Origin of the sequence: Chelonobacter oris, from assembly GCF_000772535.1 — a bacterium.
Taxonomy (GTDB): Bacteria; Pseudomonadota; Gammaproteobacteria; order Enterobacterales; family Pasteurellaceae; genus Chelonobacter; species Chelonobacter oris.
The window spans coordinates 60,959-76,708 of record NZ_JSUM01000005.1; the positions used below are offsets into that span (position 1 = coordinate 60,959).

Annotated in this window: 12 protein-coding genes; 10 read left to right on the forward strand and 2 right to left on the reverse strand. The window is 48.3% G+C overall.

Annotated elements, in window-relative coordinates; translation table 11 throughout:
- Window positions 1–50: 50 nt before the first annotated feature.
- Window positions 51–1,103 carry a rod shape-determining protein gene (locus tag OA57_RS03945; RefSeq protein WP_034613841.1) on the reverse strand — a complete coding sequence of 351 codons (1,053 nt, stop codon included), beginning with the start codon at window positions 1,101–1,103 and terminating at the stop codon, window positions 51–53.
- Window positions 1,104–1,399: 296 nt separating this feature from the next.
- Window positions 1,400–4,249, reverse strand: coding sequence for an excinuclease ABC subunit UvrA (gene uvrA / locus OA57_RS03950; protein WP_034613843.1), 2,850 nt, complete (start codon window positions 4,247–4,249; stop codon window positions 1,400–1,402).
- Between the two features lie 163 nt (window positions 4,250–4,412).
- Between uvrA and ssb the strand changes: the two genes are divergently transcribed.
- The 10 genes from ssb (at window position 4,413) to OA57_RS04000 (ending at window position 15,738) form a co-directional block, all read left to right on the forward strand.
- Window positions 4,413–4,895 (forward strand): single-stranded DNA-binding protein, encoded by a 483-nt coding sequence (gene ssb, locus OA57_RS03955; RefSeq protein ID WP_034613844.1) that lies wholly within the window; start codon window positions 4,413–4,415, stop codon window positions 4,893–4,895.
- Between the two features lie 217 nt (window positions 4,896–5,112).
- On the forward strand, window positions 5,113–6,288 hold the full coding sequence (locus OA57_RS03960; protein WP_034613846.1) for a tyrosine-type recombinase/integrase: 1,176 nt from the start codon (window positions 5,113–5,115) through the stop codon (window positions 6,286–6,288).
- On the forward strand, window positions 6,285–7,883 hold the full coding sequence (locus tag OA57_RS03965; protein WP_034613847.1) for a site-specific integrase: 1,599 nt from the start codon (window positions 6,285–6,287) through the stop codon (window positions 7,881–7,883). Before OA57_RS03960 ends, OA57_RS03965 begins: the two co-directional genes overlap by 4 nt.
- Window positions 7,876–9,885 carry an integrase gene (locus OA57_RS03970; RefSeq protein ID WP_034613849.1) on the forward strand — a complete coding sequence of 670 codons (2,010 nt, stop codon included), beginning with the start codon at window positions 7,876–7,878 and terminating at the stop codon, window positions 9,883–9,885. The genes OA57_RS03965 and OA57_RS03970 overlap by 8 nt, the downstream gene beginning before the upstream one ends.
- On the forward strand, window positions 9,878–10,354 hold the full coding sequence (locus OA57_RS03975) for a hypothetical protein (RefSeq protein WP_034613850.1): 477 nt from the start codon (window positions 9,878–9,880) through the stop codon (window positions 10,352–10,354). Before OA57_RS03970 ends, OA57_RS03975 begins: the two co-directional genes overlap by 8 nt.
- A gap of 60 nt (window positions 10,355–10,414) precedes the next feature.
- Window positions 10,415–11,560, forward strand: a complete 1,146-nt coding sequence (locus tag OA57_RS03980; protein ID WP_034613852.1) for a helix-turn-helix domain-containing protein — start codon at window positions 10,415–10,417, stop codon at window positions 11,558–11,560.
- Window positions 11,560–12,111, forward strand: coding sequence for a PIN domain-containing protein (locus tag OA57_RS03985; protein ID WP_034613853.1), 552 nt, complete (start codon window positions 11,560–11,562; stop codon window positions 12,109–12,111). Before OA57_RS03980 ends, OA57_RS03985 begins: the two co-directional genes overlap by 1 nt.
- Window positions 12,112–12,208: 97 nt before the next feature.
- A complete protein-coding gene (locus OA57_RS03990) occupies window positions 12,209–12,433 on the forward strand; it encodes a helix-turn-helix domain-containing protein (protein ID WP_001283160.1) in 225 nt (74 codons plus the stop codon).
- A 12-nt stretch (window positions 12,434–12,445) separates the two neighbouring features.
- Window positions 12,446–14,587 (forward strand): class I SAM-dependent DNA methyltransferase, encoded by a 2,142-nt coding sequence (locus tag OA57_RS03995; RefSeq protein WP_034613856.1) that lies wholly within the window; start codon window positions 12,446–12,448, stop codon window positions 14,585–14,587.
- Entirely contained in the window at window positions 14,584–15,738 is a 1,155-nt protein-coding gene (locus OA57_RS04000; protein ID WP_034613858.1) for a restriction endonuclease subunit S, read from the forward strand. Before OA57_RS03995 ends, OA57_RS04000 begins: the two co-directional genes overlap by 4 nt.
- The last annotated feature ends 12 nt before the right edge of the window (window positions 15,739–15,750 follow it).

The following is a 15,750-nucleotide window of genomic DNA, read 5'->3' on the forward strand; positions in this document are numbered from 1 at the left end:
CGGGCTAAAACCGCACTTGTGAAAATAAAGGGTGTTTTCAGTGCGACAAATCAGTCGTCACTGAAAATATCGCCGCCATGCATATCGATCATATCCAATGCTTCACCGCCGCCACGCGCCACGCAAGTCAACGGATCTTCCGCTACGATAACCGGCACGCCGGATTCTCTGGACAACAACGTATCGATATTCGGCATTAACGCCCCGCCGCCGGTCAGTACCATACCGCGCTCGAAAATATCCGCAGCCAATTCCGGCGGGCAAGATTCAAGTGCGGTACGCACGGCGGTAACGATGCCGCTCAACGGTTGCTGAATGGCTTCCAAAACGTCACGTGAAGTTAGCTTAAAGCTACGCGGTGCGCCCTCTGCCAGATTGTGACCGTGTACTTCGATCTCTTTCACTTCATCATCATTTTCGATAAAAGCGGTGCCGATTTCCTGCTTGATCCGCTCGGCTGTCGCTTCACCGATAGATGAGCCGAATGTGCGACGCACATAGGCGATGATCGCTTCATCAAAACGATCGCCGCCAATACGAACAGAAGAGGAATACACGACACCGTTCAATGAGATCACGGCAACTTCGGTCGTTCCGCCGCCGATATCAATCACCATTGAACCCGTTGCCGTCGAAACCGGCAATTTGGCGCCGATAGCCGCCGCCATCGGCTCTTCGATTAAATAGACTTCCCGTGCGCCCGCCCCGATTGCCGATTCTTTGATGGCGCGGCGTTCGACCTGAGTTGCGCCCGCCGGCACGCACACTAATACGCGCGGGCTGGGACGCATGAAATTATTACGGTGAACTTGTTTGATAAAATACTGCAACATTTTTTCAGTAACAAAGAAATCGGCGATAACGCCGTCCTTCATCGGGCGAATTGCGGCAATGCTTTTCGGCGTGCGTCCCAACATCATTTTGGCTTCACGTCCGACAGCGGCAATACTTTTTAATGAGCCGACACGATCCTGGCGAATCGCCACCACTGAAGGTTCGTCCAACACAATGCCTTGACCTTTAACATAAATTAACGTGTTGGCAGTGCCTAAATCAATAGACAAGTCATTGGAAAACAGACCACGAATTTTTTTAAACATAATAATTCCGATTAGACTAAAGAGGGTTAAGCCGAGATAGGCGAAAAAATTGTGCTAAATGTATCAAAAAGCGGGCTGTTCCACAACTTGAAATTGGAAGCAATTAAACACCCGACAGTATTTCATCGCCCTAAAATTTATTGGCGAAGTCTCGGTTTATCCTTATATCACCGTCCTTCGACTTCGCTCAAACAGCGGTTGAGCAAAGCCGAATAACGAGGGCGGCGCATAATTAAAGCCTTACTGTTTGCTCTTAATGATGACTATATCATCAAGCTGCTGCGTAAACCGCACTTTAGCTACTTTTTAGCTAAAATCGGCGCCAAGAAACGTGCAGTGTGGGATTCTTGAGATTTAACCAACTGTTCCGGCGTTCCCTGTGCGATAATCTGTCCGCCGCCGTCGCCGCCTTCCGGGCCGAGATCGATAATCCAGTCGGCGGTTTTAATGACGTCCAAATTGTGCTCAATCACCACAATCGTATTGCCTTGATCGCGCAGGCGGTGCAATACGCCGAGCAACTGTTTAATGTCGGCAAAATGCAAGCCTGTTGTCGGCTCGTCCAAAATATACAGGGTTTTGCCGGTATCCCGTTTGGACAGCTCCGTTGCCAGTTTAACCCGTTGCGCCTCGCCGCCGGACAGCGTGGTCGAAGACTGCCCCAGACGGATATAGGATAATCCGACATCCATCAATGTTTGCAGTTTTCTGGCTATCATCGGTACTGCCGAGAAAAATGCCAACGCTTCTTCCACCGTCATTTCCAAAATTTGATGAATGGTTTTGCCTTTATAGCGAATTTCCAAGGTTTCACGATTATAGCGTTTGCCTTTACAGTGATCACAAGGCACATAAACATCCGGCAAAAAGTGCATTTCCACTTTGATCACGCCGTCTCCCTGACACGCTTCACAGCGTCCGCCACGCACGTTAAAACTAAAGCGCCCCGGATTATAACCTCTCGCCCTTGCTTCCGGCACACCGGCAAACAGTTCGCGGATCGGGGTAAACAAGCCGGTATAGGTTGCCGGATTGGAACGCGGTGTCCGCCCGATAGGGCTTTGGTCAATATCGATCACTTTATCGAAATGCCCCAGCCCGTCAATACTATCGTAAGGGGCGACATGAGTATTGTCCGCCCGATTGAGGGCATTTTGTGCCAGCGGAAATAACGTATCGTTGATTAATGTCGATTTTCCCGAACCGGATACGCCGGTGATACAGGTAAACAAACCGACCGGAATCGACAAATCGACATTTTTCAGGTTATTGCCGCGTGCGCCTTTCAAGCTTAACCATTTCGCCTTATTGACTTTAGTACGCTTTTTCGGAATCTCTATCCGCTCTTCGCCGGAGAGATATTTGCCGGTCAGGGAAGCACTGTTGTTCATCAACTCTTCCGCCGTACCGCTGGCAACCACTTCTCCGCCGTGTACACCTGCACCGGGGCCAATATCGATAATATGATCGGCCGCCATAATCGCATCTTCGTCATGCTCGACCACAATCACGGTGTTACCCAGATCACGCAAGTGAATCAGGGTTTTCAATAAGCGCTCGTTATCTCGTTGATGCAACCCGATCGACGGCTCGTCGAGCACGTACATCACGCCGACCAAGCCCGCACCGATTTGGCTGGCGAGCCGAATCCGCTGCGCTTCCCCCCCCGACAGGGTTTCGGCAGAGCGTGAAAGAGAAAGATAATTCAGCCCGACATTCACCAGAAACGACAACCGCTCTTTGATCTCTTTCAAAATTTTTTCCGCAATTTGCGCCCGTTGTCCGCTTAAGCGCAGGGTTTCGAAAAAGTTCAATGCATTACCGATACTGCGTTCCGCCACATTCGGCAGGTTAAATTGTTCGATAAAGACATGGCGGGCCTCCGTTCGCAAACGTGAGCCGCCGCATGACGTGCAAGGTCGGGTACTAATATTTTTCGCCAATTCCTCACGAACCGCCGTCGATTCGGTTTCTTTGTAACGGCGCGCCATATTATTCAAAATGCCTTCAAACGGATGACGACGTAAGGTGATGTCGCCGCGATCATTGACATATTGAAATTCAATCTCTTCTTCGCCCGAACCGTTCAGCACCACCGCTTGAATCGCTTGCGGCAACGCTTCAAACGGTTGGTGAATATCAAAACCGTAGTGTTTGGCGAGGGACGATAACATTTGGAAATAGTAAAAATTACGCCGATCCCAGCCTTTAATCGCGCCGTTTGCCAAAGAAATCGACGGATTCTGGATCACCAGTTTTTCATCAAAATATTGCTGCACGCCCAAACCGTCACAGCTAGGACAAGCGCCTGCGGGGTTGTTAAACGAAAACAGGCGCGGCTCCAGCTCCGCCACCGAATACCCACAATGCGGGCAGGCAAAATTTGAAGAAAACAGCAATTCTTCCGATGTCGCGCCGCTGCCGCTATTTTCGCCGTCCATCGGCGCCACCACCACCGTGCCGCCCGACAACTCAAGTGCGGTTTCAAACGACTCCGCCAGCCGGCTGGCCAAATCCGACCGCACTTTGAAACGGTCGATCACCACCTCAATGGTGTGTTTTTTCTGTAATTCCAATGTCGGCGGATCGGACAAGTCACAAATTTCACCGTCGATTCTGGCACGGATAAAACCTTGCGCCGCAATATTTTCCAATAGTTTGATATGTTCGCCTTTGCGCTCTTTCACCACCGGCGCCAACAACATCATTTTGCTGCCTTCCGGCAACTCCAGCACTTTATCCACCATTTGGCTGATCGTTTGCGCCGCCAGCGGCACATCATGGGTCGGACAACGCGGCTCGCCGACACGGGCAAACAACAGCCGCAAGTAATCATAAATTTCGGTAATCGTGCCGACGGTAGAACGCGGATTATGCGAAGTGGATTTTTGTTCGATAGAAATCGCAGGCGACAGCCCTTCGATATGATCGACATCGGGCTTTTCCATCAGCGATAAAAACTGGCGGGCATAGGCCGAAAGCGATTCCACATAGCGCCGTTGCCCTTCCGCATATAACGTATCGAATGCCAGTGAGGATTTGCCGGATCCCGATAATCCGGTAATCACCACCAGTTTGTCGCGCGGAATGGTCAGGTCGATATTTTTTAAATTATGGGTACGCGCACCGCGAACCTCAATCTTATCCATAAGTTTTTCTCAATTATTGTGCAAATTTGGAATGATTATCGCACAAATAAAAAAACTGTGTAAATATCCAGTATCTTTTTTATTTTAAAGGATGATTTTTTTTTGATTTTCAGGCAACATATAACACGATAACGAACAAGCTATAACATTAAAAGAGGATACTATGGCAGGCGTAAATAAAGTCATTATTGTTGGCAATCTGGGTAACGAACCTGAAATCCGCACTATGCCGAACGGCGAAGCCGTGGCAAATATCAGCGTGGCAACCAGTGAATCCTGGCGCGACAAAAATACCGGAGAAATGCGTGAAGTGACCGAATGGCACCGTATTGTGCTATACCGCCGTTTAGCCGAAATCGCCGGCGAATATCTGCACAAAGGCAGTAAAGTCTATGTCGAAGGCCGGTTAAAAACCCGTAAATGGCAGGATCAAAACGGGCAGGATCGCTACACGACCGAGATCCAAGGCGACAGCCTGCAAATGCTGGATTCACGCGGCGAGCGTGCGCAAGGCGGCGGTTATGCGCCACAACAGCAATCCGGCGGCTACTCCGCCCCGGCGGCCTCCCGCCCTGCACCGGCAGCGCAAAAACCGGCAGTCCAGCCTGAACCGCCGATTGATTTTGATGACGATATTCCGTTTTAGCCCTGATAAATATTAATTTGTAATCTTTTAGGTTTGGTTTGTTTTAAAAAAGACATATAAATTAATAGGTTAAGTTAATAAATAGCCCTCTTTTGTCTGTAAAGATACTAGAGGGCTTTTTATTGCCTAAAAAATGTGTGATTATTAGAATTCGTATATTATTATTTTTGTAAACCTGTAGGTTTTTAAGTTTTGTAATTGTAAAGATGTGGCTTGAATGAGAATCGTAACTGTAAGTCATAGATCAGGTGATTTATTGCCAATACTTTTGGATGGTGATGGTTTGCCGATTCCCTCTCCAAATGAATTTCTGTTGAGTCGAAGAAACTTAAGTACAAACACGCTAATCAGGAATCTTCGAGAGTTGTCTGTTTTGTATCGATGGCTGGAGGACAGACAAATCGATCTGAGAGCAAGGCTGAAAATTGGCACACTATTCACAGAGGCTGAATTCAGTGGTGGTCTGATAGAGTTTCTAAGAAAAGATATGGAATCTGAAGATAAGGTTGTCTCGCCTCATACATTCAATAATCGATTAGCAACGATCCGACAGTACTTCGTATGGGAGCTCGATGTTTATATTTCATCTTTACCACTAAGTGATTCCCAATATGAGGTTCTTCAGGCTGCAAGGAAGCGCCTAATGGGATGGATTGATCGAGCCTTTATAAATACTCCAAGGGCTGGAAGTATTTCGAGGAAGTCTCTAACCAATGACGAAGCCGAGTTCTTACTCCAGTGTCTGAATCCTGAAAGTCCAGATTCGTTTGCGCATTTCGAGCCTGTTAAATTTAGAAACTTCGCGGCGGTGTCTCTGATGCTTAATTGCGGACTTCGCCCTGGGGAATTGCTTAGTTTGCGTGTAGAGGATATTCAGATTGGCTCGATCTCGTCGGTGACTGTTAAAAGAAGGTCCCCGGACCCGCTCGACAAGAGAAAACCAAGACCCAGTGTCAAGCGCAATGGCAGGGTATTGCCTTTAGAAGGACATCACTTTGTGCGAATGCTGGATCGCTACATAGTTGAGTGGAGGGAGATTTTGGAGCAGAAATCGAGCAGTGAAACCGACTATTTGATCTTAAGTGATGAAGGCGACCCTCTGTCTCATTCGTCTCTTACGCAACTTTTTTCTCGTCTACGGAGTGAATATTCTGGTTTGCTTCCGGAGATTCTTACACCTAAATCTCTGAGGCATACCTTTTCTAGCCGTATGGAACAGGTACTTAGGGCGGCAGGCATGGAAGAGGATAGAAGGAAGCAAGCCTTGGCTATGTTGCGAGGAGACTCAAGTTTGGAGTCCCAATCTGTGTATATCGCTCAAGAGGTTGAAGAGCAGGCTCGTCGGGCACTTTCTGACTATCAAAAGAAATTGATTACAGGGTTCAATAAATGAATTTGCTCTTGCATAAAGCGCCCCAGATTTCTGACTCTGCGCTAGAGTTACCCTCTCAATTTTTTACTCGAGAGGGTGTAAAAGTTGAGATTACTGGTGATAGATGGACATTTCCTCTTCTGTATCGGCATAGCAGGCTTGATTTTTCTCGAGTTGAAAACGACACGCTTAAAACTTCGATTAAGCGCTGTATTATTGATCAGGCATCAAGGGTGTCAACTCATGCAGGGTGCCAGTACTGGAGTGATATATCCGCTGCAATAGTCTCTCGCCAAAAAAAGCACTCCTTGTTGCCCGACATTTCCGCTGATGAATTTCAAGAACGTCTGATTGCTGTAATGGAAGAGGCAATCAGTCAGGCGCGAAATAAGCACAGGCTGTGGGCGTTGTACCGGCCAATTCAGTGGTACATCTGGTGCTCTGAAAACTATTCGGAGCTCGGGTTCTCGATAGCCTATGCACAAGAGCTCGATTCTCTAGAAATTCCAGGCAACCCTAAGGGTGAGGCGGTTCGTCAGGAAGATCCAGAATGTGGGCCGTTGCATAGGACGCTGGAGCTTCAGCCTATAATCAATGCGCTTAAGCAGGATCAAAGTAAAGTCTACGAGCATTTGCAGCAAAAAACAGCTGTGGCTCTATCTATAGCTTTTGGCCGAAACCCCGCGAATTTAACATTTTTAAAAGAAACTGATTTAGTTGACCTGACACCGGGTTCATCGCCACCGTGTTATGTCTTGAAAATGCCAAGAATAAAGAAAAGGCAGTTGGCTCCAAGGGATGACATGATCGATGAGTATTTAGAGCCTGAGATCGCAAAGCACGTTTTGGAGCTTATAGATGCGTCCAGGCATAGGAAGCTTCTAATTGAGGTAGATGGAAAGGCAGTAGAAGTCACCAGACCTCTATTTATAAACCCCAGAAAAAATGCTTATGCGATTGATTCAAAGCGTTGGGATGAGGCTTATAACATGCTGTCCACTGGGATAGCGAACCTTGTGAAAGCTTTTATAAAACGTCACAACATTATCTCGCCGCTTACTGGCGAATTATTGCATGTCACGCCAAGGCGGCTGCGATATACCTTGGCAACTGGGCTGGCTGCTGAGGGAATCAGTAAGCGTGAGCTGGCCAGAATACTGGACCATACAGATACCCAGCACGTGAATGTCTATTTTGAGATGGCTGGAAAAATAGTTGAACACCTAGACAAAGCAACCGCGAAAGGTTTCTCGAAGTACCTCAATTTTTTCAAAGGCAGGCTAATCGATAGTGATGAAGATGCTGTCAATGGTGAGCGAGATGACAAGCATCTAACGTTTGTAGATGATCAGAATCCTGCTGATCAAGCTGATATTGGCGTGTGTGGTGAATCTAGCGTCTGCCACCTTGATCCCCCCTACTCATGTTATTTGTGCCCCAAGTTTCAGCCATATCGTCATGCTGATCATGAGCATGTCTTGGAGTGCCTGCTGGCCGGTCGCGAAGAGCGTTTGAAGAAGTACGAGAATGCGCGATTGGGCATGCAGCTCGATGAGGTAATCGCAGCGGTCGCACAAGTAGCCAAACTCTGTGAGGAAGGGGGGCATCATGTCTGATGGTCGCTCTAATCGCAAGGCCAAGGTCGTCCCTTTCGTTGATCGTCTTGAGCGTGACAGGAATGAAAATCTCAACTCTTTAGTCAGCAAAGCAAAGCTAATGAAGCTGGAAGGGTTTGAGTCGGTTGTTTGGGAGGACCCCGAGTGGCAAGTCGATGCAGGTCGCCTAGTCAAGTTAACTGGTAAAAATACGAAATCAGCCTCTTTTGGTTTTTTGCTATCTCCGAAGCTGGGTTCAGCGCCACTAGACGGTTGCTGGGAGCTGGTTGCCAAAGCATTGTTTGTTCTCAGGTTCCACAGAAAATATCAATCAGCACCGAATCAGCGCAGTTTCATTACCGCTATTGGATATGTCTCATTTGCAGCTAAACAGTTAGGGCAGGAATTAGTTGGGCTTACGCCAGAGGCTCTGGATAATGCGTCTGGTTTAATTTCAAAACACTACAGTGAAACCACTGCCTACAACCTTCACAAGCATGTTGCAGAGTTCGCAGCGCATTGTGATTCGAATGGTCTATGTCGGGTTTTATTTCAGTACAAATACGCCAAAATGAAGCGTCCCGCGAGCACGGGAGGGATAAATCACAAAAGGTTGGATGATCCAGAGGCTCTGGATACGAAGTCGGACAAACTTGTCGATCCCGCTGTGTTTCGAGTCATTGGCGAACTCTACTTAAACGTTCCCAAAGAGCATAAGTATCGCTTCTATATTCTGATGTTGACGCTACTTGCTTGCACAGGAAGGCGATTCAGTGAGATTTCACTATTACCAAATCAGCAATTGTCTTCTGATGAAGAGGGGATTGCCTATATCGAATACTTTCCGCGGAAGGCAAGTCATGGTGACGTTTTCACACCTAAGCGTAGACTTTACTTGCCGTCAGAAGTGACCCCCATCGTTGGTGATGTGCTCGTTGAGTTAGCGGAAATTACATTTGAAGCGCGTTTAACAGCGGAAGAAATTCACAAAGTTGGTGAGCCTGATCTAAGGTTTCTGGATGGCATACCTGAAGATAAAAAGCTCTACGCGGCTGATTTAACTGAATTGGGGATCAGTCATACTCTTTTGGGCACAACTGGCTGGCTCAGGAAGCAAAACCTCGCGTGGCCAGATCATAGCGCATTAACCAAGCAGGGAATTAAGCCTGCAAACCCCATTTTTTACACTTACAAAAGTGGATTGGTTGAATACTGTTTCCGTGATTTCTCGGAAGCATATTTATCGGCTCTCCATACGGATCAATTTGGCAAAGAATACTACCTAAAAGATCTTTTATTCATTCGTTCTCTTGGACTTTCCAGCGGAAGCTACGCTCATTGGCTGGCCACAAGTTGTAGCCAGTCCATGTTTACTACCTTTCTCCGATATTTCCCCGCGCTTGCCGCCGAGTACGCATCCAGCAGTATCGAGGTGAACTTCACCAGTCACCACTTTCGTCACACGCTTAATACCCTGCTTGATGAGGGCGGGTTAAGTGACCTGCTGCAAACTGAATGGTTTGGTCGAACTAACCCAAGAGATACCAAAGCCTATCAGCATACATCCCGCGAAAAACGAGCACTGATGCTCCGTGACGACATCAAAAAAGGTCTGGTTGGAGGCCAGTTAGCTGAGCAAATCAAAGTGGTTCCGGTAGAAGTCCAAGATGCCATTCTGAAAGCGCGAATTCAGGCCGTACATGATGTCGGCACGGGTATCTGTATCCACAATTTCTCTCAGACACCCTGCGAGCGCCATTTGCAATGCTCGGCGGACTGCAAAGACTATGTGTGGGCTAAGGATGATAAGGGGCGTCTGGACGAGCAGAAGCGCCAGTATGCCCTTACTGCGCTGGCACGAAAAAATGCTGAAAAGCAGTTGGATAGCGCCAAGCCGAAAAAGAGTGCCGACTGGCTGGCACACAACGATAAAAAACTTAAAACACTGGCTTTCCAACTGGCCGACAACGGGGTGGAGCACTTTGATCCCGAACAATATTTACACGAGGTAGAGCATGGTTAAGCGCTTCAGACGCATGTCCGACAGTGACATCAATACAATCGTTGCCGATTTGGATCGCTGGGCGTTGGGTGAGCTTGGATCAAAACTCACCTGGGCGGTGCTAGAAGAGCGCTTTGGCTTTAGTCGCCAGTCGCTCCAGGCCAAATCACAAATAAAAGCTGCGTACGATAACGCGAAACGAGCACTGTCGGGCGGATTGGTGAAAACCAAAGAGCAGGCCACCAAAGAGGCCGAAGAGCTTCAGATAGAGGTAGAACGCCTCAAGGCGGAGCTAGAGGCCTACAAGCGAAAGGAAGAGCAATGGCTGCGCCGCTGGCAGCAAATCGCCTTTCATGTGCGGCAGAAAGGCATACAGATGGCTAGCGTTGATAAGGTCCCGCCAGAAGGGGCTGATCTGCCCTCTAATACTGAAACCGCGCAGATTCTCCGGCCGTTTGATAAAGAGATACCGCCATCTGGAAGGGTTTAGTAGATACTAGTCTGGAAAAGTTAAACTTGACAAAACTTGACTGCTGCATATACTTCGCGCATGCAAAAAAGACTAAATACAGATAAAGCACAGCAGGCAATCGATAAGGCAGGCTTAACCCAAACTGCCGTCGCTGATGCTCTAGGCGTAACCAAAGAAGCCGTTTCCCAATGGCTTTTGCACAAGTCTTTTCCCCGACCTAACAAACTACTTCAGTTAGGCAAGTTGTTAAATCTTGCTTTTGATGATTTGATCATCAAGGAAGATCCGCATGCCCCGAAGGTGGCATTCCGCAAAATGCGCGGTACCAAAACCAAGGATCACCATATCGAAAAAGCGCAAGAGATTGGTCGTTTTCTCCGTCATCTCGTGCCCTGTCTGCCGTTTGATACCTTTGAGATGCCGCCGGTGCTTAAGTCTCCGAGTTGTGATTACGACTACCTTCGCACGGTTACAGCGAAAGTCAGAGAAGACATAAATCTTGGCCCAATAGAGTGTGTGGATTTTACGCACCTGATTCGCCGCTTCAGTGAGCTACAGGCCGTTGTGGTTCCCGTTATGTGGGGAGCAAAGCAGCGGCATGAAAATGCGGTGCACATACACCTTCCTGACTCGGGAAGCACATGGGTTTACCTGAATCTGGATACCAATATTCATGACTTCAAGTTCTGGATGGCGCATGAGTTGGGACACTGTCTTTCGCCAAGCCTTGAGGGTGATGATGCTGAAGATTTTGCCGATGCGTTCGCCGCGAGCTTGCTTTACCCTCATGAGTTGGCGGAGCAGGCATACGCCTCAATCATGTCGCAAGTCTCTCCTGCGGCCAAAATTGCACATGTCATCGGTTTGGCTGATCAGTTAACCATATCGCCTTGGACAGTGATTGGGCAGGTGAATAAATATGCCGAGTCCGCAGGGCAGCCTCAAATACAGCTCAGCAAATCGGCTTTCCCTGGTGCGGTGACCAACTTCAATAAGAAGTATAAGAACCTCAGCGAAGCCCTGTTTGGCAATACCGAGCTCGACGAACACGGCCACCCAAGCGCCCGTGACTATATTGAAAAGGCAGAAGGTGCTTTCGAAACCCCATTTTTTGACTTGCTCCGGAAATACCTGAAAGAGCACGATAAGGGGCCAGGTTATGTTCAAACTGTGCTGGATATGCCACTCCTCGATGCCCGGAGTATCCACGCAGAGTTGATCTGATGCCGCAATCGAAAATCCTCGTTGATACCAACGCCTACCTAAGGTTAGCCAAAACCATACGCCCCTTACTGTTTGTGCCCTTTGGTGACAACGTGTATTGCCTGTACATCCTGCCTGAACTGAATGACGAGCTGGGTACCAGAAAACTGCAAAGTAAGTTCCCATGGGTGGATGACGAGGAATTCGCGGAGAATCGCAAACACTTCCCCCAAATCGGCAAGAGGCAAAAGAAATCCATTCAGCAAACCTTCGAATATGTCTGGGATCATGTGCAAACCGAATTGCCCGGGCCGTCCCGTGTAGACGCCTGGTATATCGCCTATGCATTGGAGTTGGGGGTTCCGGTCGTGACGGACGATCAGGATATGACTGAGTTGGCCAAAGCCTTCGATGCGCAAGTCATGCCGACCTTAGAACTGCTTAAGATCATGCTGGACTGCGGCCATACGGACATGAAAACCATCAATGGTCTGGCCGAATACTGGAAATACTTTTCAGACATGCCAGCCAACTTCAAGGCAGATTACCAGCGCCTGTTTGGTGATCAATAAGCCTGAAAACCGTTCTTACTTGATCTACCTCCCAGATCCTATATACTGACAGTCTTGTACTTTTCCGACACCTCCGACATAGCTGAGATATCTCGTCATGAGTGACCCCATATTGACCATCAAAGACGTGGCCGATTACCTCAAGGTGAATGAACGGACCATATACCGGTTGGCTGCAAGCAGCGAATTACCGGGCTTTAAAGTGGGTAACTCCTGGCGATTCAAACAGAGCGAGCTGGAGCAATACATCGCCGCCCAGCACAACCGCGCCGGTGTCAGCGAAGCAATGAAATCACCAAACAGTAAATCAGAAGATAACTAGGAATCCGGCCCCATGGCACAACTGGAAAACATCGAAGCAATTGAAAAACGCCTGTGGAAATCGGCTGATACCCTACGCGCCAACTCCGAGCTGGCCAGTAACGAATACTTTTTGCCGGTGATGGGGCTGATCTTCCTGCGACATGCTTACAGCCGCTACTTATCGCTAAAAGACGAGATAATCGCAAACCTGCCCAGCCGTGGCGGTAAAACCCGCGAGCTTACAAAAGAAGATTTCTCTAAAAAGAGCGCCATCTATCTCAAGCCAGAAGCACAGTTCGACTACCTCATTGCTCTGACGGATGCTGATAATCGCGCCGAAGCCATTATTCATGCCATGGACTCCATCGAGACCGATTACACCAACCTCCGTAACCAGCTGCCGAAGCAGGAATACAACAACATTCCCAATGATGTATTAGGTATGTTGCTGCGTACGCTCAACCCAGAAGAGCTTAAAAAAGCCACGGGTGATATCTTTGGCCGTATCTATGAATACTTCCTCACCCAGTTTGCCGATCAGGGTGCGCACGATGGTGGTGAATTTTTCACGCCGGTATCGTTAGTGCAGTTGATTGTGAATGTGTTGGAGCCAGATCACGGCAAAATTTTTGACCCGGCTTGCGGTTCCGGGGGCATGTTCGTACAAAGTGCCCACTTTATGGAGCGGCACGCGCAAGACCCGCATGAACTCACCTTTTACGGCCACGAAAAAAATCGCGTGACCACACGCCTGGCCAAAATGAACCTGGCGGTACACGGCCTTGAAGGCAACGTGGAAGGTGGTGAAGCCGCCATTACCTACTACAACGATCCCCACGAAGGCCTGTTCGGCACTGTCGACTATGTGATGGCCAACCCGCCCTTTAACGTGGATGAAGTCGACGCCGATAAAATCAAAGGCGATAAGCGCCGCTTGCCGTTTGGCTTGCCGGGCGTAAATAAAAACAAAAAAGTCAGTAACGCCAACTACCTGTGGATTCAGTACTTTTATAGCTATCTCAACGATTCGGGCCGAGCAGGTTTTGTCATGTCATCCCAGGCTTCCAGTGCTGGGCGGGACGAAGCTAAGGTGCGCGAGCAGTTGGTCAAAACCGGTCATGTGGACATCATGGTCGATATTCGCGGTAACTTTTTCTATACCCGCACCGTGCCCTGCCAGTTGTGGTTTCTGAATAAAAACAAGCCCGCGCACCTGAAAGACAAGGTGTTAATGCTGGATGCACGCAACGTCTACCGCAAAGTTACCCGCAAGATTTACGACTTCAGCCCCGAGCAGCAACAGAACCTGACTGCCGTGGTCTGGCTATACCGTGGCGAAGGAGAGCGTTTTGTTGAGCTGGTGCAGCAGTATATCGACAAGTCAATTTTCGAAGCTCGCTCCTGTGAACAATCTGAAGCGCTAGCCTGCGAGCCAATACCAGACTTTATCACTCAGTTGGGAAAATTCGGCCAAGCCTTTCAACCCTTTATGGACAAACTGGAGCAGGGCGGCGTGAGTGTTGAGCCTTATGTCGATTTTCTGAATGCCAAAGGCTCGGTCGAAGGCGGTTGGTCCGCGTTTCAAATCCTGACCAACGACCTGCAGAAATGGTGGAACGAATACGACTATAACGATGCTGCCAGCCTGCTGGACTTCATCGATAAAGATACCTGCCTAAAAGACCTGGCCGAACAAAGCCGCAACCTGATTAAAGAAATCGACCTGGCTTATAAGCTGGCAACCCGCGTGATTGAACTGGCCGAAGCCAATGATGCAAAAGACAGCGAACTCTGGGATAACACGCTGTTAAATGGCCGCAGTCGCAGCAACTTAAAGAAAACCGCCGATGACGCCCGCAAGCTGGCCGTAGAGCAACTCAAGCAGGTACGCTACTTCTACAAGCAAGCCCACTGGCTGTTAAGCCGCTTCCCGGAAGGCAAGCTCTGTGATGTGGAAGGCCTGGTCAAACTGGTAGATATCAAAGCGATCGAAGCCGCTGACTGGAGCCTGACGCCGGGCCGCTATGTGGGTGTGGTGCCGGAAGAGGTGGATGAAGACTTCGATTTTGAAGAAACCCTGCATGATATTCATATTGAACTGCAAGGTTTGAATTCTGAGGCCATAGAGCTAGCCGAAAAAATTGCCCGTAACTTTGAGGAGTTGGGGGTATGAGCTGGCAAAGCGAACCTCTGTCAGCGTTAACCCTCAAAATTGGTAGCGGCTCAACTCCAAGAGGTGGTGATTCTGTCTATATATCTGAAGGTACAACGTTAATCCGTAGCCAAAATGTATATAACAATGAATTTTCAACGGATGGCTTAGTTTATATCGATGAAAAAACAGCAGAAAAAATGAAAGGCGTTAGTGTTGAGAAGGAGGATGTTCTTGTCAACATTACCGGCGATTCTGTTGCACGATGCTGTTTGGTCCATGATGCAGTACTCCCAGCAAGGGTAAATCAGCACGTTGCGATTTTAAGAACAAATCCAAAGAAGCTTCTGCCACATTTTCTTGCTTTCTACATGGTATCACCCTTCATGCAGGCCAAGATGCTTTCTTGGGCTGGTACTGGTGGAACCAGAAAAGCACTGACAAAAGGCATGCTAGAGGGATTTGAAATACCACTCCCCCCTGTTGATGTTCAAGATAAAATCGTCCAAAAGATTAGGACTTATAACGACCTCATCGAAAACAACCGCCGCCGTATTCAGTTGCTGGAAGAATCCGCTCGCCTGCTGTATCAGGAATGGTTTGTTCACTTGCGCTTCCCCGGACATAAGCAAGTTAAGATTACTGATGGTGTGCCGGAAGGGTGGTCAAAGGAACCTTTAGAGAACTTACTGGTTCTTCAGCGTGGGTTCGACTTGCCTGTTTCCAAACGTATAGAAGGAAGCGTTCCCATCTATGCATCCACAGGTATTAATGGATTCCATAATGTGGCGAAGGTAAAAGGCCCTGGTGTCGTCACGGGAAGATCTGGTTCACTGGGAACGGTAATGTATGTTGCTAAAGACTATTGGCCACTCAATACGACATTGTGGGTGAAGGAATTCAAAAAAGCGTCACCCATATTCGCAACATATTTGCTAAGAGCAATGAAGCTTGAAGGCTATAACGGCGGTGCGGCTGTTCCCACATTAAATCGAAATGACGTTCATAAGGTCGATGTTCTGTGCCCTGAATCGAAATTAATGAATGAATTCGAAGTTCAGGTAGAAAACATTTTCAAACAGATAGACAAACTAAAAGAATATAACGAGAAGCTAGCCCAAGCACGTGACCTGCTACTACCCAAACTTATGAGCGGCAAGCTAACCGTGTAAATCAAGGAGTGA